Origin of the sequence: Acinetobacter sp. AYS6 (genome assembly GCF_025630795.1) — a bacterium.
GTDB lineage: Bacteria > Pseudomonadota > Gammaproteobacteria > Pseudomonadales > Moraxellaceae > Acinetobacter.
The window spans coordinates 736974-758094 of record NZ_JAOTNV010000005.1 but is presented as its reverse complement, the minus strand read 5'-3'; the positions used below and the strand labels follow the sequence as shown (position 1 = coordinate 758094).

At 38.5% G+C, this 21121-nt stretch carries 20 protein-coding genes; 11 read left to right on the top strand and 9 right to left on the bottom strand.

Translation table 11 applies throughout. From position 1 onward, the window contains the following. Positions 1 to 259 precede the first annotated feature (259 nt). The 3 genes from OD757_RS08265 to rimI all read left to right on the top strand — a co-directional run bounded on the left by OD757_RS08265 (position 260) and on the right by rimI (position 2819). Positions 260 to 1141 carry a metal-dependent hydrolase gene (locus tag OD757_RS08265; RefSeq protein ID WP_263031523.1) on the top strand — a complete coding sequence of 294 codons (882 nt, stop codon included), beginning with the start codon at positions 260 to 262 and terminating at the stop codon, positions 1139 to 1141. A gap of 238 nt (positions 1142 to 1379) precedes the next feature. After that, positions 1380 to 2255: a metal-dependent hydrolase gene (locus tag OD757_RS08260; RefSeq protein ID WP_263031522.1), complete on the top strand. Its 876-nt coding sequence runs from the start codon at positions 1380 to 1382 to the stop codon at positions 2253 to 2255. A 108-nt stretch (positions 2256 to 2363) separates the two neighbouring features. Next, entirely contained in the window at positions 2364 to 2819 is a 456-nt protein-coding gene (gene rimI / locus OD757_RS08255) for a ribosomal protein S18-alanine N-acetyltransferase (protein ID WP_263031521.1), read from the top strand. Positions 2820 to 2860: 41 nt separating this feature from the next. On the opposite strand, the gene OD757_RS08250 is transcribed toward rimI, so the two are convergent. From OD757_RS08250 to trxB, 3 genes are all read right to left on the bottom strand, one after another. Continuing rightward, positions 2861 to 3676: an arginyltransferase gene (locus tag OD757_RS08250; RefSeq protein ID WP_263031520.1), complete on the bottom strand. Its 816-nt coding sequence runs from the start codon at positions 3674 to 3676 to the stop codon at positions 2861 to 2863. Between the two features lie 18 nt (positions 3677 to 3694). Next, on the bottom strand, positions 3695 to 4426 hold the full coding sequence (gene aat, locus OD757_RS08245) for a leucyl/phenylalanyl-tRNA--protein transferase (protein WP_009390489.1): 732 nt from the start codon (positions 4424 to 4426) through the stop codon (positions 3695 to 3697). A gap of 123 nt (positions 4427 to 4549) precedes the next feature. After that, entirely contained in the window at positions 4550 to 5497 is a 948-nt protein-coding gene (trxB, locus tag OD757_RS08240) for a thioredoxin-disulfide reductase (RefSeq protein WP_009390526.1), read from the bottom strand. Between the two features lie 269 nt (positions 5498 to 5766). Between trxB and OD757_RS08235 the strand changes: the two genes are divergently transcribed. Together OD757_RS08235 and rhtC are read left to right on the top strand one after the other, a co-directional pair. Continuing rightward, positions 5767 to 8808 (top strand): DNA translocase FtsK, encoded by a 3042-nt coding sequence (locus tag OD757_RS08235; protein ID WP_263031519.1) that lies wholly within the window; start codon positions 5767 to 5769, stop codon positions 8806 to 8808. Positions 8809 to 8967: 159 nt separating this feature from the next. Further along, the gene (rhtC, locus tag OD757_RS08230; protein ID WP_263031518.1) at positions 8968 to 9588 is read left to right on the top strand and encodes a threonine export protein RhtC; all 621 of its coding nucleotides are present in this window, start codon (positions 8968 to 8970) and stop codon (positions 9586 to 9588) included. Between the two features lie 41 nt (positions 9589 to 9629). Here the strand turns inward: rhtC and OD757_RS08225 are convergent, their stop codons facing one another. The 6 genes from OD757_RS08225 to OD757_RS08200 form a co-directional block, all read right to left on the bottom strand. After that, a complete protein-coding gene (locus OD757_RS08225) occupies positions 9630 to 9917 on the bottom strand; it encodes a PA4642 family protein (protein ID WP_263031517.1) in 288 nt (95 codons plus the stop codon). Between the two features lie 84 nt (positions 9918 to 10001). After that, positions 10002 to 10274 carry a cell division topological specificity factor MinE gene (minE, locus tag OD757_RS08220; RefSeq protein ID WP_000896934.1) on the bottom strand — a complete coding sequence of 91 codons (273 nt, stop codon included), beginning with the start codon at positions 10272 to 10274 and terminating at the stop codon, positions 10002 to 10004. 2 nt (positions 10275 to 10276) lie between these two features. Next, on the bottom strand, positions 10277 to 11089 hold the full coding sequence (minD, locus tag OD757_RS08215) for a septum site-determining protein MinD (protein WP_004794144.1): 813 nt from the start codon (positions 11087 to 11089) through the stop codon (positions 10277 to 10279). Between the two features lie 66 nt (positions 11090 to 11155). Further along, positions 11156 to 11884 carry a septum site-determining protein MinC gene (gene minC, locus OD757_RS08210; protein ID WP_034678102.1) on the bottom strand — a complete coding sequence of 243 codons (729 nt, stop codon included), beginning with the start codon at positions 11882 to 11884 and terminating at the stop codon, positions 11156 to 11158. A 120-nt stretch (positions 11885 to 12004) separates the two neighbouring features. After that, entirely contained in the window at positions 12005 to 13051 is a 1047-nt protein-coding gene (locus tag OD757_RS08205) for a hypothetical protein (protein WP_034678104.1), read from the bottom strand. Positions 13052 to 13068: 17 nt separating this feature from the next. After that, positions 13069 to 13995 (bottom strand): acyltransferase, encoded by a 927-nt coding sequence (locus OD757_RS08200; RefSeq protein WP_263031516.1) that lies wholly within the window; start codon positions 13993 to 13995, stop codon positions 13069 to 13071. Between the two features lie 246 nt (positions 13996 to 14241). Here OD757_RS08200 and OD757_RS08195 point away from each other — a divergent pair, with 246 nt between their 5' ends. The 6 genes from OD757_RS08195 to OD757_RS08170 all read left to right on the top strand — a co-directional run bounded on the left by OD757_RS08195 (position 14242) and on the right by OD757_RS08170 (position 21037). Then, positions 14242 to 14895, top strand: coding sequence for an OmpA family protein (locus tag OD757_RS08195; protein ID WP_009390536.1), 654 nt, complete (start codon positions 14242 to 14244; stop codon positions 14893 to 14895). 192 nt (positions 14896 to 15087) lie between these two features. Further along, positions 15088 to 17127, top strand: coding sequence for a UvrD-helicase domain-containing protein (locus OD757_RS08190; RefSeq protein ID WP_005303153.1), 2040 nt, complete (start codon positions 15088 to 15090; stop codon positions 17125 to 17127). A gap of 15 nt (positions 17128 to 17142) precedes the next feature. Beyond that, complete coding sequence (dut, locus tag OD757_RS08185; RefSeq protein WP_003653255.1) at positions 17143 to 17595, top strand: dUTP diphosphatase; 453 nt, start codon at positions 17143 to 17145, stop codon at positions 17593 to 17595. A 197-nt stretch (positions 17596 to 17792) separates the two neighbouring features. Continuing rightward, positions 17793 to 19211: a phosphomannomutase/phosphoglucomutase gene (locus tag OD757_RS08180; protein WP_263031515.1), complete on the top strand. Its 1419-nt coding sequence runs from the start codon at positions 17793 to 17795 to the stop codon at positions 19209 to 19211. Positions 19212 to 19226: 15 nt separating this feature from the next. Beyond that, complete coding sequence (argB, locus tag OD757_RS08175; RefSeq protein WP_009390523.1) at positions 19227 to 20132, top strand: acetylglutamate kinase; 906 nt, start codon at positions 19227 to 19229, stop codon at positions 20130 to 20132. Positions 20133 to 20254: 122 nt separating this feature from the next. Then, a complete protein-coding gene (locus OD757_RS08170) occupies positions 20255 to 21037 on the top strand; it encodes a GNAT family N-acetyltransferase (protein WP_202743887.1) in 783 nt (260 codons plus the stop codon). The last annotated feature ends 84 nt before the right edge of the window (positions 21038 to 21121 follow it).

Genomic DNA, 21121 nt, shown 5'->3' with positions numbered 1-21121 from the left:
CCGTGAAGGTGGTCGTACTGTAGGTGCTGGTGTTGTTGCGAAAGTAACTGCATAATCACTTTCAGTGAAAAAAAGCGCTCTTTTTAGAGCGCTTTTTTTATATTTAATTGTCTAACAATCACTATAAAAGCTGGCCTTAACTGATATTTCAATGTCCTTATTTACACTTAATCCTTTTTATTAAATTTGTATGATAAGAATCAAGAAAACGAACAATAAAGTTTGAGTAACTTGGGTTACTTAATAAGGAGCTTTGGGTATGAATGCTAAAGTGAATATTACGAATCGTGCAGGGGCGAGCTTTCCTGTACGGCGTATGAATTTTGACTTTAATGATGTACCAGAATATTGGATGAATGGTTCTGCTGGACTAACACACTTTATGACAGCATTGTCGGCCTTGTTTCCGGCAGGTGAGAAATTCTTTATAGATAGTGTACGTGCAGTACGTTATCACCCTTCTATTAAAGATGATGAAGTGCTTCAGAAAGAGATTAGTGCTTTTATTGGGCAAGAAGCAATGCATACTCAAGAGCATGTAAATTTTAATGCCTCTGCTCAAAAGTTTGGTCATGATGTAGAAGCGTTAGAGAAATTTACCGACACAGCCATTCAAACAGCAATTAAAACTTTTGTAAAAATTGTTAAACCTTTCGGTATGACCAAAGACATGGTTGACCTGACGGCTACAACAGCGCTTGAACATTTTACAGCTACCATTGCTTCACAGTTATTAGTCAATAAACATATTCAAGAGTTGATGACAGACGAAACCATGTCAACCATGTGGTATTGGCATGCGATCGAAGAGAATGAACATAAAGCCGTGGCTTTTGATGTGTATGAAGGTGTATTTGGTAAAGGTATAAAAGCTTACGCCTTACGCACAAGTTCTCTAGTGTTTGCGATGACTTTGATTTTCTTGATCCAGTCTTCTTTTGTGCTTCGCTTATTAAAGCAAGATAAAAAGTTAAATCTGGGTGAGCTATCGGTGATTTATAAATACGCATATAGCCCATCAAAAGGTATCATTACTGGCATGGGTAAAGAAATGCTGGCTTACTTTAAACCTGGATTCCATCCAAATGATTTGGATACAGTAGGTCTGTTGAAAACATGGAAAGCAAAATTAGGTTTGTAATTCAAATCTCTGTTGATTTAAAAGGGCTCTTAGTAGCCCTTTTTCTTTTTTAGCATTAAGTGCTCAGACCAATTGTTAACAGGTCTCTGCACCTTTATGGGGTTATTAATGACCTCATCTGATATTTCTCTGTCCTCATCTGCACTTAATTGGTACATCGAAAGACGTATGATTATAAATATTAAGAAAATAAATAAAGTTATATGTGAATTAGCTATTCACTTAAAAGGAGTCTGAGATGAATGCTAAGGTAAATATTTCCAATCGTGCTGGTGCTAGTTTTCCTGTGCGTCGTATGGACTTTGAATTTGCTCAGGTCCCACGCTATTGGGCGAATTATGATGCAGGATTAACACATTTTATGACAGCATTATCGGCCCTTTTTCCAGAAGGCGAGCAGTTCTTTGTAAATAGTACACGTGCTGTTCGAAATGATCCGAAACTTGCAGATCCTGCTCTTCAAAAAGAAATTAGTGCTTTTATTGGTCAAGAAGCAATGCATTCTAAAGAGCATCTTGCCTTTAATGCCTCAGCACAGGCTTATGGTTATGATGTTCGTCATATGGAAAAGCAGACGGGTACAGTAATTAAAGTAGGTACAGCTGTTGTCACTAAATTAATGAAACCTTTTGGTTATACCAAAGAAATGATTGATTTAACTGGAACGTGTGCTTTAGAGCATTTTACTTCTACGATTGCAGCTGAACTTTTACAAAATCCTGAAATCCAGGCAATGTTCCAAGATGACACCATGTATCATTTGTGGATGTGGCATGCTGTAGAAGAAAATGAGCATAAAGCTGTGGCATTTGATGTATATACAAGTATGTATGGACAAGGGCCGAAAGCTTATTTCATGCGCTCAACCGCTTTACTTATTGCAATGGCATTAATCTTTGCAACTCAATCTTATTTTACTGCTAAGTTACTCAAGACCGATGATAAATTAACTTGGAAGGATACGAAGTACATGCTTAAGTTCATGTATGGTCGTAAAGGTTTTATGACACGTCAAATTCCAGAGTTACTTGATTTCTTAAGACCAAAATTTCATCCAAATGATTCTGACACTACCGCATTGCTGGCAACTTGGCGCGAAAAACTAGGTCTCTAAAAAAAGATGGTAAAAAAGGACAATTCAATTGTCCTTTTTTTTACTCGTTTTTTCTGGTGAAGTTTTTATAATACGCGTTACTTTAAAACTTTAATTATGCTGGAACCCATGATTCGTATTATGCAAAACACTGATGTCGATATTGTTGTACAAATCGAAAAATTAGTGCAAACACATCCATGGTCAAGACAGCAATTTATTGAATCTTTGAATTCCTATCAATGTACAGTCATTGAGTCACAAAATAGAGTAGTTGGGTTCTGTATTTTACAACCAGTGTTAGATGAGGCAAATTTATTGCTTATGGCAATTGATCCTAAAATGCAAGGTCAAGGCTTAGGATATGAATTATTAAATGCATCAATTGATCAGTTAAAAAATCAGCCAGTTCAAATTTTTTTAGAAGTTCGTGAAAGTAATAAAGCCGCTATCGGTTTATATGAAAAAACAGGTTTTCACCAAATTGACCTTCGTCGCAATTATTATCCAACTCCAGAAGGGGGGCGGGAACATGCAGTCATTATGGTAAAAACCTGTACTGATGATTTTGCATCTTTATTTTAAATGTTGATCGGACCGCTTTTCACCAGAAAACAGGATCAATATTATTTAATAATTAAATTATTCCATTCAGAAGGTAAGGTCGTCATAAGCGACGTACCTAACTGTTGAATTTCTTCTGGTGATAAGGATCTGTTTAAACGACGCCATTGTCCATCGAGTAAAAGTTCTAAAGGGGTATATTGCGATTTATAATTCATTTTGGCTGAATGCGGTACCCAATAGCCTAAATAAAGATATTCTAAATCAAGCGATTTAACATATTCGATTTGGTTAAGTATTGAGTACACACCAAGTGATCTACGATGCTCATCTGGATCAAAGAAAGTATAGACTGCAGACAGGCCATCATCCATTAGATCGCAGGTAGATACACTAATTAAACGGTTATCTTTCCAAAGCTCAAGAAAAAAGCTATCTGTACAACTGTGTACTAAAAACTTTTCAAACTGATCTAAGCTAGGTGGAAACATATCACCATCAGCATGGCGTTCATTAATATAGCGTTCATATAAGTCATAATGAATTTGTGCTGCTTGCTGAGTCGGCAAAACAGTCATGGTCAGATCTTGATTTCTTTTCCATGCTTTTTTTTGCATTCCATTCATGTGAAAATCGGCAACTGGAACACGACAAGACAAACATTGTCTGCACAAATGGCATTCAGGGCGATAAACAAAGTCACCGCTACGACGAAACCCTAAACGAGAAAGTTCTGAAAGAGTGACCACATCAATCCGATGAATCGGGTCTAAAAACACCATGCGCGCCGATTTATTTTCTAGGTAGCTGCAATCATGAGGTGGAGTAATATAATACTGCAGATCATTTAAAAGGGACTTCGGGTGATATGATTTCATGATTGGTCCCTCCTGTTATCATTCCATTAATTTTGCATCTAATGCTATTGTTTTACTTGAAAATACACGTTCTTGATACTTTTTCCAATTGATAGAGGGGTGAATAATTACATCTTGTAACGATTTTAAGTAGTCTTGACGAGAAAGTGTACAAGCTCCCAAGCTAATTAAGTGACTATTTACAAGTTGACAGTCTACCCAAGGGAGCTGATTTTCTTGTCCAATCAGCATTAATGTGTAAAAAGCCATTTTTGAAACATCGGTTTCATTGCTAAACATTGACTCCCCGAAGCATCCTTTACCAATCGTAATGCCATATAAACCTCCGACAAGTTTTTCTTGTTCCCAGACTTCCACACTATATCCATAGCCAGCATTAAACATCTCGCAGTAGCCCTGAATAATATCTTCGCTAATCCATGTTTCGTCTGCATAACTTCTTGGTAGAGAGCATGAGCGAATAACTTCTTCGAAGGCATGATTAACCGTAATCGCATAGTCATATTTTTTCATATTTCTAAGGAGTGACTTGCTTGGTTTGTAATTTTGAGGATAGATGATGCAGCGAGGTTCTGGGCTCCACCAACAAATTGGCTCATCTTCATTAAACCACGGAAATAATCCATGGGTGTATGCTTCATATAGCGTAGAAGGGGAGAGATCGGCTCCAATACAAATTAAACCATGACCATCGGGATCGGCTTCAATGGGATCAGGAAAAATGAATTGAGAAAGTGGAAGTGTATTCATAAAATTAAAATAAGATCAGCTTTGAGGTTATGCTATAAAAATTAATATATGTCAGCTAGTCATTATTCTAAAAAAAACAGCCGTTATAAGAACGGCTGTTTTTAAACGCTAGAAATCTATGATTTAAAGATTATCTAGATATTTTTCAGCATCAAGTGCCGCCATACAACCTGACCCAGCAGAAGTAATAGCTTGACGATAAATACTGTCAGCGACGTCACCAGCAGCAAAAACGCCCGCTACAGAAGTTGCTGTTGCATTACCTGAAGTGCCACTTTGCACTTGGATATATCCATCACGTAAGTTTAATTGACCATCAAACATTGCAGTATTTGGTTTGTGACCAATTGCAACGAATAGTCCATGAACTTCTACGTCTTGTTTAGTGTCATCTTGAGTTGATTTAAGGCGAACACTGGTTACACCAGTATTGTCACCCAATACTTCTTCAACTGCATGATTCCAGATGATGCTAATTTTGCCTTCTTTTTCTTTGGCAAATAAATGATCTTGCAAAATCTTTTCAGAACGTAAGCTATCACGACGGTGTACTAACGTTACATGTGAAGCAATATTTGATAAATAAAGTGCTTCTTCAACTGCAGTGTTACCACCGCCTACAACCATCACTTTTTGATTTTTGTAGAAGAAACCATCACATGTTGCACATGCGCTTACGCCTTGACCCATAAATTTCTGTTCAGACTCTAAGCCAAGGTACTGAGCCGTAGCACCAGTTGCGATAATCAAAGCATCACATGTGTACTCTTCCATATCACCTTTAAGAACAAAAGGACGTACATTTAAGTCCACTTCGTTAATATGGTCATAGACGAGTTCTGTACCAAAGCGTTCAGCATGTGCTTGCATACGATCCATTAATGCAGGACCTGTTAAACCTTCAGGATCGCCCGGCCAGTTGTCAACTTCGGTTGTTGTTGTAAGCTGCCCACCTAATTGTAAACCTGCAATTAAAGTAGGTTTAAGGTTTGCACGCGCTGCATAGACAGCTGCACTATAGCCCGCAGGGCCAGAACCGAGAATAATTAACCGAGAATGACGAACACTCATTGAGGGTATCCTTATTTATTTCGAGAATTTTGAAAATTATACGTGAATTTGCCGATCAATAGCGTTAAATCAATGTGGATAATATTGATCAGGTCAATCGAATTAAGTTATATAACAATATAGAAGTGCCTCATGTTAACAACAACTGTAAAGAATCATGCACCTTTTTTGTAAGAACAGGTGCATAATATAAAGTTCATTCGTTGAAGATCTAAAATGTAGTTCTTCACATCTCTAAACCAATAATTAAATGGGTTACAGGACAGTATATGACTGCGGTGTCGAGTGTTTATGCACAGCGCTTATTGATGACATTATTCTTGGTTTCTTTTGGCATTTATATGTTTCTGGCAACAGTAACATATACACCATTTGACCCGGGCTGGATGCATATTTCCAGTGATACTCAGCAAGTATCCAATGCAAGTGGTATTGCGGGTGCATGGATTGCAGATTTGCTGTTTGGTTTTTTAGGATGGGCAAGCTTGCTTATTCCAATTTTCCTTTTTATTGAAGCAATTCAGGTGTGGTGGCCACGTAGTTTTTTAAACCGCCCATTTCGTTATGCTGCACAATTCTTTTTAATTTTGGTTGTGTCTAGCCTGCTTTATTTACACTGGAATGTACCAGCAGATACTTTAGATAATGCAGCTGGGGGAATTATTGGTTACGAGTTAGGTCAGAGCCTATCTCAATTGCTAACGATTTACGGTGCGACTTTATTTTTACTGGTTTTCGGAGTGGTCTTGTTTACTCTTGCATTTGGGGTGCAATGGAGCAAAACATGGGTTACGCTCAAAGCGACACCAAGTTATTTACAAGATTTATTTTATAAAAATGTATCACCAAACGAATCGGATTATGATTTAACAACTCAGCCTGCTAACAAAGCAGCGGCAGTTAAAGTTGCAGAAAATACAGAGACAAATGCTTCAAGTGAGAAAGCAGCATCAGTCCAATCTGAAAGCACTCAACCACAACCTACTACAACGCGACATGATGCGGTGGCTGAGCGCTTATTTGCAGATGTACTAGCGAAAGAGCAGAGCCGACCAGAACCTGTAGCAGATACACCAGTTGCAAATACTCAAAACTTTGAGCATACACTTGAGCAAGCCCATAAACTTGAAAAAGATAGCCAACGTTTAGTGGCTACTGGGGAAGTATGGCGTGCTTTACAACGTGATGATGCGAGCCATAAACAAGAAATTGATGCGCTTTTAAGAGCAGCTGATGATTCAACAGAACAAGCTCCTGCTCATGAGCAATTCCAACAAACAATTTCTCAAATCCATCAAAATCAGCCTGCACCTAAGCAAGATTTACATGGTCTTGACTGGAATGATGATGAGATTTTTGATGAATTGCTTGCGGCAGTTCCAAACAGTAAAACTGCAACAGATGTGCATACACCATTTGTTCAAGACCCACATGTAGATGCAGAACCTACTTCACAATCGGTTAATGTTGCGAAAGAGACATCTTCACCTTTATCGAATCTAAATCAGTCACCTAAAAACTTAGCAAACGAACAAGTTTTTGAAGACTTCGATGATTTATTAATAGATGAAGATATTGCTCCAGCAGAACCTGTAAGAGCAAGTAGTTATGCGCAATCTTCAGCATTTGTAAAAGCTCCTATTCACACGACTATTCAGGCCGATAAACTTTCAAAAGAAGAGTTTATTGAGGCATGGCAGGAAACTGCTGGGAAACCTCAAGAAAATCTTGATATTGATGAAGATGATTTCGATTTAGATGCGCCATTAACAGATGCAGCTGGTCGACCAATGTCTCGTGCAATGCAAGTTGCCAAGAAGCGTTTGGATTTACCAACTTTGCCAGGTCTTGATCTACTTGATAAGGTTGATCCGAATAAGAAAGTTAACTTCACTGAAGAGCAGCTTTCGCGTTTATCAGAATTACTTGAAATTAAGTTACAAGAATTTAATGTTAAGGCTCAAGTGGTTGAAGCTCAACCAGGGCCAGTAGTTACCCGTTTTGAATTGGATTTAGCACCGGGTGTTAAAGCATCTAAGGTAACCAATATTTCACGTGACTTAGCCCGTTCAATGTCGATGGCCTCTGTTCGTGTAGTTGAAGTAATTCCTGGTAAACCATATATTGGGATTGAAGTACCAAACAGTGCCCGTGAAATGGTGCGTTTGATTGAACTATTGGAAACACCAACATATCGCGATCCAAGTGCACTCATTAGTATGGCGATGGGTAAAGACATTTCAGGTAATCCAGTATTAACTGATTTAGCGAAAGCCCCACACATGCTAGTTGCTGGTACAACGGGTTCTGGTAAATCGGTTGCGGTAAACTCGATGATTTTATCGATGTTGCTTAAATATACACCTGACCAGCTGCGTTTGATTTTAATCGATCCAAAACAGCTTGAACTTGCAAACTATAATGATATTCCGCATTTATTAACTCCAGTCGTTACTGACATGAAAGATGCAGTAAGCGCATTGAACTGGTGTGTAAATGAAATGGAACGTCGTTATAAGCTGATGTCGTTCTTAAAGATTCGTAAATTAAGTGATTACAACCGTAAAGTTGAAGAAGCAATTGCGAATGGTGAAGATCTAATTGACCCAACTTGGAAGCCAAGTGATTCTGCGACACAAGAACGCGCACCTCGTCTAACACCATTGCCATCTATTGTGATTGTGGCAGACGAGTTTGCCGACATGATCATGCAGGTCGGTAAAAAAGCAGAAGAAATGATTACGCGTTTGGCGCAAAAATCTCGTGCTGCGGGAATTCATCTATTACTTGCAACCCAACGTCCGTCTGTTGATGTTATTACCGGTTTGATTAAAGCCAATATTCCAACGCGTGTCGCATTACGTGTAAACAGTAAAATTGACTCACGTACCATTTTAGATGCAGGTGGTGCAGAAGATTTGCTCGGTCATGGTGATATGCTGTTCTTGGGGCCTGGTAAAATTGAACCTGAACGTGTGCATGGTGCCTTCATTAGTGATGATGAAGTGAACCGCATTTGTGATGCTTGGCGTGAACGTGGTGAACCGGACTATGTTGACGAAATCTTGACTCCATTTGACGAAGAACCAACTTCACGTGGTTTTGAAGAGGGTGAGGGTGGTTCTGACCGTGATGCACTTTATGACCAATGTGTGTCATTTGTTTTAGAAACCCGCAAAGCGTCTACATCTTCACTACAGCGCAAATTTAGCCTTGGTTATAACCGTGCTGCCCGTATCATTGATCAAATGGAAGAGAATGGTATTGTGAGTGCAATGGGACCTAATGGTAAGCGGGACATCTTAGTTTAAGAGCGCAAATCTAATAAAAAAGCCTCTCTGGAGGCTTTTTTTTATAATTTAAATAAAGTGAAGTTATCTATAAAATGACTTAAAGATTTTAACGTATAGTAAAAAATGCTAATGTATTTTTCTTAAATCAATAACAATGAATTAAATCAGGAGAAAGACATGCTACTTGCTTTGATTACTTTAGCTTTTATCCATTTTTGTGCACTTATTACTCCAGGGCCTGATTTCTTTCTTGTATCTCAAACAGCCATTAGTCGATCACGTAAAGACGCTATGTTAGTGGTCGCTGGTATAACAGCGGGCGTTATGTTTTGGGCGTGTTTGGCACTGATGGGATTAAATCTTATTTTTGAGAAAATGGCTTGGTTAAAGCAAGGTTTACTCATCGCCGGTGGCTTATATTTATGTTGGTTAGGCTATCAGATGTTGCGTTCGGCATTTTCAAAAAATCAGCAAGAAGATAATGCTGCTGTAGAGCTACCAAAAGCACCTTACCTATTTTTTATTAAAGGCTTGATAACCAATCTATCAAATCCTAAAGCTGTTATTTATTTTGGTAGTGTTTTCTCTTTATTTTTAGCCAACCCTCAACTTGATCAGGTCCATTGGCTGCTCTTTATTATTGTCACAGTTGAGACGATTTTATGGTTCTGCTTTGTGACTTTTATTTTTTCGTTACCGAGTTTTAGATCAGCTTATCGCAATTTTTCAAAATGGATTGATGGTATTTCAGGCGGTATTTTTACTGTGTTTGGTATTTTCCTAATCGGTAATCGATAAATTCAAATAAGAAAAAAGCCTCTTTAAGAGGCTTTTTATTTTTAAGCAAACTTTGCTAGAACTTCTAAAAATGGTGCTGATTGACGCGGAAATTTGGCAATCACATCATGAATGCGTTGGCCTTCAGGGTCTTTGGCATTAATATCGCGTCCATCCGCAATAAATTGAATCAAAAGACGTTCATAGTCTGCTGGACGCATATGTTTGAATGCGTGGTAGAGCACATGAAAATCTGCGTTCACACCCGCTGGCGGAAGTTGGTTGAGGTAGGCAAAAACACGCTCATCGGACCATTCTTCATTGAAAGTTGCTGGCTGTGATAATGCCATGACAATCTCCTCAGTTTTAAAAAAGGCAAAATAACTTGCGTTATTTTGCCTTGATTCTGTTTTATTGAATAGTCAGAAATAGAATTATCGTTCTTCAGGTAAATTGATATTCATTTCTAACATTTCGATATTTGCTTCAGAACGAACCTGCATTTGGATATGCTGTTCGCCTACACCGCTAACATAACGACTGACCACTTGCATGATTTCTTTCTTCATCTGATCAATCTTGTCTTGGCTTAAACGGCGGCCTAAACCTTGTTCAGAAGCAACAATAACTTTCAAACGATCTTTGGCAGTTTGAGCACTTGATGGCTTTTCTTCACTGCTAAATAATTTACTCCAGAATCCTGCCATAACTACGCTCCAAATAGTCGTGCTAACCAGCCTTTAGGTTGAGCTGTGATGTGTCTATAAGGACGGTCTTCACCAAGAAAGCGAGCAACCAAATCATCATAACCCTGTCCAGCTTTAGTTTCTGAATACAGAATTACTGGCTTACCCTCGTTTGATGCTTGTAATACACTTGGACATTCTGGAATAACACCTAATGTCGGTACGCGTAAAATATCTTTAGAAATATCATCAATGGTCAGCATTTCCTGACGGTCTGCACGTTCAGGGTTGAAGCGTGTAATACATAAATGTTTACGTATACGTCCTTCGTTTTGTTCAACCTTTTTAGTTTTGCTATCTAACATACCAATAATGCGGTCAGAGTCACGTACTGAAGAGATTTCAGGGTTTGTTACAATGATGGCTTCATCTGCATGATACATGGCTAAAATCGCACCACGCTCAATACCCGCAGGTGAGTCACAAATAATGTAATCAAATTCTTGAGATAGCTCATCAATAACACGAGCAACACCATCGTCGCTCAACGCATCTTTATCACGTGTTTGTGAAGCCGGTAAAATATAAAGGTTTTCGATATCTTTATCGCGAATAAGGGCTTGTTGCAGACGTGCTTCGTTGTTAATAACATTGACAAAATCATAAACAACACGACGCTCACAACCCATAATCAAATCAAGGTTACGTAAGCCTACATCAAAATCAATAACAACAGTTTTATGACCACGAAGGGCTAAACCTGTTGCAAAAGATGCGCTCGTTGTAGTTTTACCTACACCACCTTTGCCTGATGTTACGACAACAATTTTGGCCACCGAATCCACTCCTATTATGGTCATACACCCTTAAAAGGGCTGTTTTTTGGTGATTTGCTTAATAAATTAAAGTTCAATCGCTTCAAATTCAAGCTCTTGCTTTTCATTTAAATAAATATGTACTGGTTTTTTTACCACATGTTTAGGGATATCATCTGCGACACAATACGTTCCGGCAATGGAAACGAGCTCAGCCTCTAAAGATTGGCAAAAAATGCGTGCAGCTGCGTGCCCGCCCGCACCAGCAATGACTCTACCACGAACTGTGCCATAAATATGTATATTTCCTGATGCAATCACTTCAGAACCACTATTCATGCCAGCTTTTAAAATAATATCGCCGTTATCTTGTACAAGGGATTGGCCTGTACGCAAAATTTCATCATGATAAGAGGTAATATGAGCAATCGCTATCTTGTTTAGTGGTTTTTTTGTTTCTGCTGAAGACGAGGCAGGAGCGGTAGCTGGTTTTTCTACAATCGCCACTTGTTCTGTGGTGGCTTTAATACGCTGTAATGGCTGATCTGCCGGTAAAACAGGGAATTGAATAGCGCGAGCTTCATCTCCTAAAATACCATCGATTACCGCCATAGGTTGTAGACCTAAGCTCACCAGAAGCTGAATTAATGCAATTAATTCTTGCTCAACTGTACTGTCAATAATCACTAAAGTTCCTTGATAGGAACCTTCATTTAATATATTTGATAATTGCTGGCGGATCACATCATGATCATTGGTATCGAAGGTTATCCTGCTAAAGTTAACCATTCTGCCGGTAATCCGTATATCAGCCATAAGTCTTCCTTCAAGGCGTTAAACGAGCTGTAATAGCGTTAAGTTTATTGTAAATAGGGCAAATGCTAGAACAATTTGTGCCAATTCTCTAGCGAGATTCATAAAAAATTAAGTAAATGCTTATTCTTTGATTCGATCATGCTCCGCAAGCGTTTGTTGCCATTGTTTGACCTTGACTTGTTTTCGTACAGACTCGAGTGTCTCGAACACGACAGATTCAACTAATTGCTCAAGCTGACGATTATTAATATTTATTTCACTCACTTTTTGAGAAATTAATTGATAAGTCGGATTTGGATGAGTTGATGAGTTCTCAATGAGAGGCTCAATTAAACCTGCACTAATATTCTCACCTAACCTTTGGCCAATACTTTGAATTTGCTGCTCAATGCGACCGCCGACTAAAGGTATTAAGCGTAATAACTGAGTTAATTCAGGTGTATCCACTATGGCCTGATCTACAATTTTACCAACGCCTTTTGTAATTGCTGGCTTTTGTTCTTTTAAAGCTGTCGCTAAAGACTCTTGTAATAATGCTGTTAGGGTGACAGTAAACTGCTCACGATGATGATTAACCAAATCGTGAATAATCTGTTTATGACTAGAACTGGTTTGAAGTTCATATCTAATGCCATCAATCACAGTAATAACAACACGATCGGACAATTCTTCCATCACGACGCGATAATAAAATAATCCAGTCTTTCGCCAGCTTTCAGGAACAACTTTATATCCCATTTCATGTAAGCGATAAGCAATAATTCCTGCTCGAAATAAACGTAAAAAACGAAGCTGAGGAATAATGGCTAAAATTTCATACCAGTGAATAAAAGGAAAAAAGAACCAACGCTTATGGTGTTTATTGATGATTGCAATGCCCCAACGAACTAGCAGCTCAACAATTAAAAAACCAATAAACCATGCTTCTGATGTGATCACCCACGGATGTAATGAATTACGATAAAAGCTCAGTATTTGGGACAAATGAATGTGTTCAAAGAACCATGCCCCAATACTGCTCATTAAAAAGAAATTTGTAGCAAGACAGAATAGGTTAAAAATAATAATAAACACCATAAAGATGTCATAGATCAAAAACAGCCTAAACGAAAGACTGTTTGGATCAACATGATGATATTTTGTTTTTTTCCCAGGGCTGTTTTGCATAATAACGGATGCTTTTCTTAAATATTCTTAGAGGTATATTGAGATTTCATTTGCTCAATAAGTTGGTCTTTGTCCGTCCAAATTTCATGAACCCATTGTTGGAAACGTTCACGGTAAACCGCGTCATCTTCATAGTTTCCACCAAGAACCCAATCTGGAATTTCAATTTTACGTAAATTTACCGCAATGTTTGAAACATCACCTAGCCAGAAATCACTATAGCCCGGTACGCCATCAGGGTAGACAATCGTCATATCAACCAAGGCATCAATTTTGTCGCCCAAAATATTCAAGGCAAGCGCTAAACCACCTGCTTTAGGTTTAAGCAAATGTTTATAGGGTGATTTTTGCTGATCATGTTTTTCTTGAGTAAAACGAGTACCTTCTAAATAATTCAATAATGTGAAGGGCTGGCTTAAAAGCTGCTCGCAGGCTTTACGTGCTTCCATCATGTCACGGTCTTTAAGTTCAGGATTTTTTGCAACCTGTTCTTTGGTGTGACGCTTCATCATTGGGAAGCCTAAAATTTTAAATGCTTGTCCAACGAACGGAATAAAGATCAGTTCCCACTTGGTAAAAAAGCGGGTGAGTGGCATACGGGTTAAACCAAAATATTGATTCACCGTTGTATCGACCCAACTTTGATGGTTACACGTCATGAGATAACGACCTTGCATATTCAGGTCAAGTCCCTCATCAATCGTAATATCCCATTTTAGATTTGGTAAAACATGGTCAATTAACCAATTATTTACCCCTAACCAGCTATTTGTAATTTGAATATTGGTTTTATCTACTTTTGAAGATTTTTTTAAAAGCTTGGTCAGACCTAGTGCAAGAACAGGTGGACCATGAAAAAATGTACTTCCTGTAATGACTGTACCTACAGTGAGTCCACGTGTAATTTTTTTTAGCGCAGATTGCTTATTGGGTGCAGTTGACATATGAATGGCCCCGAATGTCTAAAATCCATAGAAAAGTTGTTCAACTATAACTGTCATAATATGAAATACAACGATATCTTAGACAACAATGAAGAAATTGTGATGAGGTAGCATCTTAAAGTGCATCAAAATATTACAAAAAAGTAACTAAACTGTTTATTATTAACAAAATATCAATGTTTTATACTTCCTTTTTGTTTCATTATTCATTCAGACAACAAAACACACAAAGTGAGGAGGCATGCAATGCGTGCATTAGTTATTTCAACAGTGGTAGGGGCAGCAGTAGTACTTTCTGGTTGTCAAACAACTGGTAATAATCTTGGTGGCGTTGAATACGATAAAACTGCATTAGGTACTTTAATTGGCGCAGCAGCTGGTTATGGTATTTCTAAATCAAATGCAAACTCTAGTCGTCAAAACAACCGTGCTGCGGCTATTGGTGCAGTTCTTGGTGCCGCTGGTGGTGTATACCTTGACCAGAAAGAGAAAAAATTACGTCAACAAATGGCGGGTACTGGTGTAGACGTTGGACGTAACCCAGATGGTTCTGTTCAATTGATTATGCCGGGTAGCATTACTTTTGATACAAACAAATCAAACATCAAGCCAAACTTCTACGCTACTTTAAACAAAGTTGCTCAAACTTTGGCTGAAGATAACAAGAGTGCAATTCTTGTAACAGGTTATACTGATAACACTGGTAATGATTCAATTAACATTCCATTATCACAAGCACGCGCTCAATCAGTACGTAGTTATTTAGCAAGCCAAGGCGTATCTGCTAGCCGTATCGACGCGCAAGGTTATGGTTCATCTAACCCAATCGCAGATAACTCAACTGCATCTGGCCGTGAACAAAACCGTCGTGTAGAAATCAGCATTTATGCTAAACAATAAGATTTAAATTATTGTATTAAAAACCACCTTCGGGTGGTTTTTTTATGACTACGAATAATAAATAACCACGACAAACTGCGGCGCAGAATTTGCATTATTAGACATCATTTATACATATCCGTAGATTTACTATTGGGATTCTAAAACAGAGATGACTATAATCATGCTCGAAAAATTAAGAGGTAATACACGATGTCATCTGCCAGTCAATTGAACAACAAGCAAGAAGAAGCCATGAAATATACTCAGGGCCCTTTATTGGTGCTTGCTGGTGCTGGTTCAGGTAAAACATCGGTAATTACTCGTAAAATTGCCTATTTGGTGCAGCATTGCCGTATACCGGCGCATCGTATAACCGCGATGACCTTCACAAATAAAGCTGCACGTGAAATGAAAGAGCGTGTGACCAAGCTTTTGTCACGTGAAGAATCAAAAGGCTTATCGGTTTCCACCTTCCATACTTTTGGTTTAAACCTTTTACGTTTAGAACTTAAAAATTTACCTTTAAAAGCTAATTTTTCGATTTTAGATGCAGATGACTGTAAACGTATTTTGATGGATCTGATGCATCGCGACAATTTGTCGGGTGCAGAAAGCAAAGAATTAATTGCTAAGGCAATGAAGAAAATTTCAGATTGGAAAAACGATCTGATTGTGCCGGAGCAAGCGCATTCAACCTGTGAAACACCTGAAGACGTACAGTTTGCACATCTTTACCAACTTTATGAACGTAATTTACGTGCCTACAATGCGGTCGATTTTGATGACCTAATTGTTATGCCAACACGTTTACTGCAAGAAAATGCAGAAGTACGTGACAAATGGCAAAACCGTGTTCGCTATTTATTGGTCGATGAATATCAGGATACCAACACCGCTCAGTATATTTTGGTCAAACTTTTAGTCGGCGTCATGGGGCAGTTCACCGCGGTTGGTGATGATGACCAATCGATCTACGCATGGCGTGGTGCTAAGCCCGAAAATATGGCTTTGCTTAAACAGGATTTCCCTAATCTACATATCATTAAATTAGAACAAAATTACCGTTCGACCAGTCGTATTTTAAAAGCAGCGAACTGTGTGATTCAAAATAACCCACATATTTTTGACAAGAAATTGTGGAGTGATAAAGGACATGGTGAAGTTATCCGAATCATTACATGTCGTAATGATGACGATGAAGCAGAGCGCGTGGTGAAAGACCTACTGACTCATAAACTGATGAACGGTAAGAACTGGAAAGATTATGCTGTGTTGTATCGCGGGAACTTTCAGGCTCGTGTACTAGAAACCCAACTTCGCCAAATGCAAATCCCCTATAAACTCTCTGGCGGTACGTCGTTCTTCGCTCGTGCAGAAATTAAAGACGTAATGAGTTATTTACGACTCATTATTAACCCAGAAGATGATAGTGCTTTCTTACGTATTATTAATACGCCTAAACGCGCAATTGGACCGGTTACTCTTGAGAAGTTAGGTTTATTTTCACAAGAAAATAATTTGTCTTTACTTGGTGCTTCTGCTGACCAGCGTCTAAGCATGGTGCTTCCTAAAAAGGCGGAAACCCAGCTTCATGAGTTTGCTGACTTTATTGCGACATTTACTCGTGAATTGTTGGAAGACGATGAGCCTGTACCTAAAGTTCGTCAAATGATGAACGAAGCTGGTTATATGGATTACGTTCGTGAACAGTCAGCAACACCTGCACAAGAGAAAAGTAAACTCGACAATATCGAGAACTTATTTACCAGTATTCAAAACCTGATTAACCGTGCAGAAGACGTTGATGAAAAAAATATTGAAAGTGTCATTCGAAAACTGGTTCTGCTTGATTTGTTAGAACAGCAACAGGAAGAAGAAGATACAGACAAAGTTAACTTACTTACTCTGCATGCGGCAAAAGGTTTGGAATTCCCATATGTTTATATTATGGGACTCGAAGAAGAACTATTGCCTCATAAAAACTCGATTGCAGCAGAAACGATTGAGGAAGAGCGTCGTTTAATGTACGTGGGAATTACCCGTGCACGCCAAGGGTTAACGTTAACACTGGCAGAACAGCGTAAAAATGGCGGACAGATGAAACAAATGACGCCTAGCCGTTTCCTTGATGAACTTCCGCAAGATGAGCTCGAGTGGTTAGGGCGTAAAAAGAAAATTGCGGCTAATGTTGACCCTAAAGAACAGGCTCAACAATATTTGGCAAATTTAAAAGCTTTATTAAAGCGTTAATTTTTAGGAAATCCCATGAAAGTTCAAGTTAAATTGCTCGATCCGCGTTTAGGTAAAGAATGGCCTTTACCTTCGTATGCAACAGCAGGTTCAGCTGGTTTAGATTTACGTGCCTGCGTAGATGAAGCAATTGATATTGAACCAGGACAAACTGTTTTAGTTAAAACAGGTATGGCAATTTATATTCATGATGTAAATTTTGCTGGTTTAATTTTACCGCGTTCAGGTTTAGGCCATAAACACGGTATTGTGCTAGGTAATTTAGTTGGTTTGATTGATTCGGATTATCAAGGTGAATTGATGGTTTCTGTTTGGAACCGTGGTCAAACGACATTCCGTTTAGAACCAGGTGAGCGCTTGGCTCAGTATGTCCTAGTACCAGTAGTGCAGGCTGAATTTGAACAAGTAGAAGAATTTGAAGAAACTTTACGTGGAGCAGGTGGCTTTGGTCACACAGGTAAACAATAAGTTTTTTAAATATTAACGAAAATCAAACGCCTGTTGAACAGGCGTTTCTTTTTATATCTTGAATGTTACAAAGGATTATATTACAACACGCTTTACTCATATTCTTTTAACTTTTTTAGCAAACAAACCTTTCAAAAATTTTGAATAATCTATGTTTTTGCGATAGATCGAATTGATCTTTAAATAGAAGATACGCTATGAATGTAAGACACTCATTTCCAAAAAGTATTTTTCGTGCTTACGATATTAGAGGCAAACTTTCTTACTTAACCACGGACGTTGTCCGTTCAATTGCCTACGGATTGGCACAACAATACAAACAAGCAGAACAAACCCAATTAGTGATCGGCTATGATGCGCGCCTGACAAGTCCAGCTTATGCCCACTTAATTGAAGAAATTTTAATAGAACAAGGTTTAGACGTCACAAATATTGGTTGTTGTTCATCACCTATGATGTATTACATTGCGCGAGATTTTGGTGGCAATGGCATTATGGTGACCGCAAGTCATAATCCAAAATCGGATAATGGTATTAAGTGGATTTTAAAAGGTGAACCGCCGTCTCCAGAAATGATTCAACAGGTGGGCGACGAAGCCCAAACTTATGTACCAGCACATTCAATTTCTGTACTTGAGTTAACCCAACCTCAATTTAAAGCTGAGTTTTGCCAAAAATACCAGCAAGCTATTTTTAAAGATATCCAGTTAAAACGTCCTTTAAAAGTTGTTTTAGATGGTTTACATGGCTCTGCCGGACACTGCTCAAAATTAATATTGGAAAAAATGGGTTGTGAAGTGATTGCTTTACGAACCAATCCAAATGGTGAGTTTCCAGACCATGCCCCAGACCCATCGCATGCAGCTCACTTAACTCATTTGCGTAAAGCTGTTGTTGAGCAGCAGGCAGATATAGGAATTGCCCTAGATGGTGATGGTGACCGTGTCGTTTTAATAGATGAAAAAGCCCAGATATTGACCGCAGACCGTTTATTGTCACTTTTTGCGCAAATATGTTTAGAGCAAAACCCCGAACAAGAAATTGTTTTTGATGTGAAATGTTCACGCATGGTTCAAGAAACGGTTGAAAAACTCGGCGGAAAAGCAAAAATGATCCGCACGGGAAGTAGTTTCTTACGGGCTTATTTATCTCAGTCGAGTGGGCGTGCCATTTTTGGTGGAGAATACGCAGGCCATTATGTTTTTAATGATGGGCGTGGTTTTGGCTACGATGATGGTTTATATGCGGCATTACGTGTAATGGAGTATTTTACACAATCGAATGCTAATAGCATTTCTGATTTGTTTGCCCCTTATCCGGAAAGATGTTGTACAGAAGATACCTATATTGGTACTTATCAGTCTGATCCAAAGTATGTATTACAAGATATTGAAATTTTAAGTCATCGTTTAGGTGCGCGTATCAGTAAAATCGATGGCGTACGTCTTGATTTTGACGATGGTTTTGGCATTATTCGAGCATCAAATACTGGTGAATATTTTACAGTACGATTTGATGCGGATAATCCTTTACGATTAAAGGAAATCCAGCAAAAATTTGTAGATATGTTGCAAGAGCACTATCCACAAATTGCACAAGAACTTTCAGAGGCCTAAGTAAGGAGAGGCGTAATGCCCCAACATCAGCATATCGATGTCGACAAAGCAAAAATCTTGATTGAAGCTTTGCCGTATATTCAACGTTTTACTGGTAAAACGCTGGTGGTGAAATATGGTGGCAATGCGATGACTGATCCGGAGCTCGAAAGTTCATTTGCCCGAGACATCGTTTTACTTAAAACTGTAGGGTTAAATCCGATTGTTGTTCACGGTGGTGGACCACAGGTAGACTCATTTTTAAAGCAGTTAGGCCGCGAGTCTGACCGTATTGACGGTATGCGTGTAACTGATGCTGCAACCATGGAAGTGGTTGAAATGGTATTAGGCGGTAGCGTAAATAAATCAATTGTTAACCTGATTAATAAACATGGTGGCCGTGCAATTGGTTTAACAGGTAAAGACGGTAATTTACTTCGTGCCCGTAAATTACTGATGGAAAAGCAAGAAGAAGATGGTTCTATCAAACATATCGACTTGGGTATGGTGGGTGAAGTGTCTGGCGTTAAAACCGATGTATTGGAAATGTTTACCCAAAGTGATTTTATTCCAGTGATTGCACCATTGGGCGTAGATGAAGAAGGCAATACTTATAATATTAATGCTGATTTAGTAGCCGGTAAGGTTGCCGAGGCATTGGGCGCAGAAAAATTAATTTTGCTTACCAATATTACGGGTGTGCTTGATGAAAACAAAAATCTGTTAACTGGCCTTACGACGCAAGAAGTTGATCGCCTTATTGAAACAGGTGTGATCTATGGCGGTATGATTCCTAAAGTAGGTTGTGCACTTGATGCGGTTAAAGGTGGTGTTGTGAGCGCACATATTGTTGATGGTCGCGTACCACATGCAACATTGCTTGAAATTTTTACTGATCATGGGGTTGGAACACTGATTTCTAATCGCACTAAAACAGCTTAATAAATTTGTTAGTTCTAATAAAAAGATCACGCTAGGTGGTCTTTTTTTATACCATTTTAATTTGGTCATTTTTTTGTCATGAGCTTTGACTAGTGTAAGGGGTGTCACTAGGAGCGTTCATTATGCTGGAAAAATTTAATCAATATCGCCAAACCTGGACTTTACCTTTAAATCGTCAAAAAGCTATAAATCAGACACAATTTCGTTTTGAATGGGTTGATAATTTAAAAGAATTACAAGATGTACAGCGGTTTCGTGCACAACAATTTAGCCAACAATTTGGAATTCATTTTGAAGATAACTTAGACCAAGACATTTATGATTTTGGTTGTGAGCATGCAGTCTTACGCGAAAAGTGGACTGGAGAAATTGTAGCGTATACCCGTCTAAAATTATTTCAGGGACATGAAATCGCACAAAGCTACAGTGCACATGAGTTTGACATTGTTCCTCAGTTATCGCACCTTCCAAATGTGTTAGAAATAGGCCGTACATGTGTACATCCTCGCTTTCGTAATGGTAAAGCGTTATCAATGCTGTGGTTGAACCTTGCACCGAAAGTGCTATGGTCAATGCGTGCTAAATATTTGATGGGCTGTGTCAGTATTCACCTGCAAGATAATTTGGCTAGAGCGTACTACACGCATCGCCAGATTCAGCAGTTATCTGAAAGTAAAACAATTGATATCCGTTCGAAAAAAATCTATGAACCTGAATATCCTGAGTTTAGTTTTCCACAAGATGAACGTATGCCGAAACTGTTCCAAATGTATTTGAGCATGCAGTCAAAACTATCAAAACAGGCTTTTTTTGATGAAGAGTTTAACTGTCTAGATTATTTTGTATTTCTTGAAGTGAATAAAGTAGCGACTTCATTTGTCATGAATAAAATGGGACAGCGTTAATCATATGTCCTATTTTCTAATAGCCAGCACATATTGAGATTTGCAAGCAATTTTACTCTCATGCACAATAGAGCAGATGGGGTA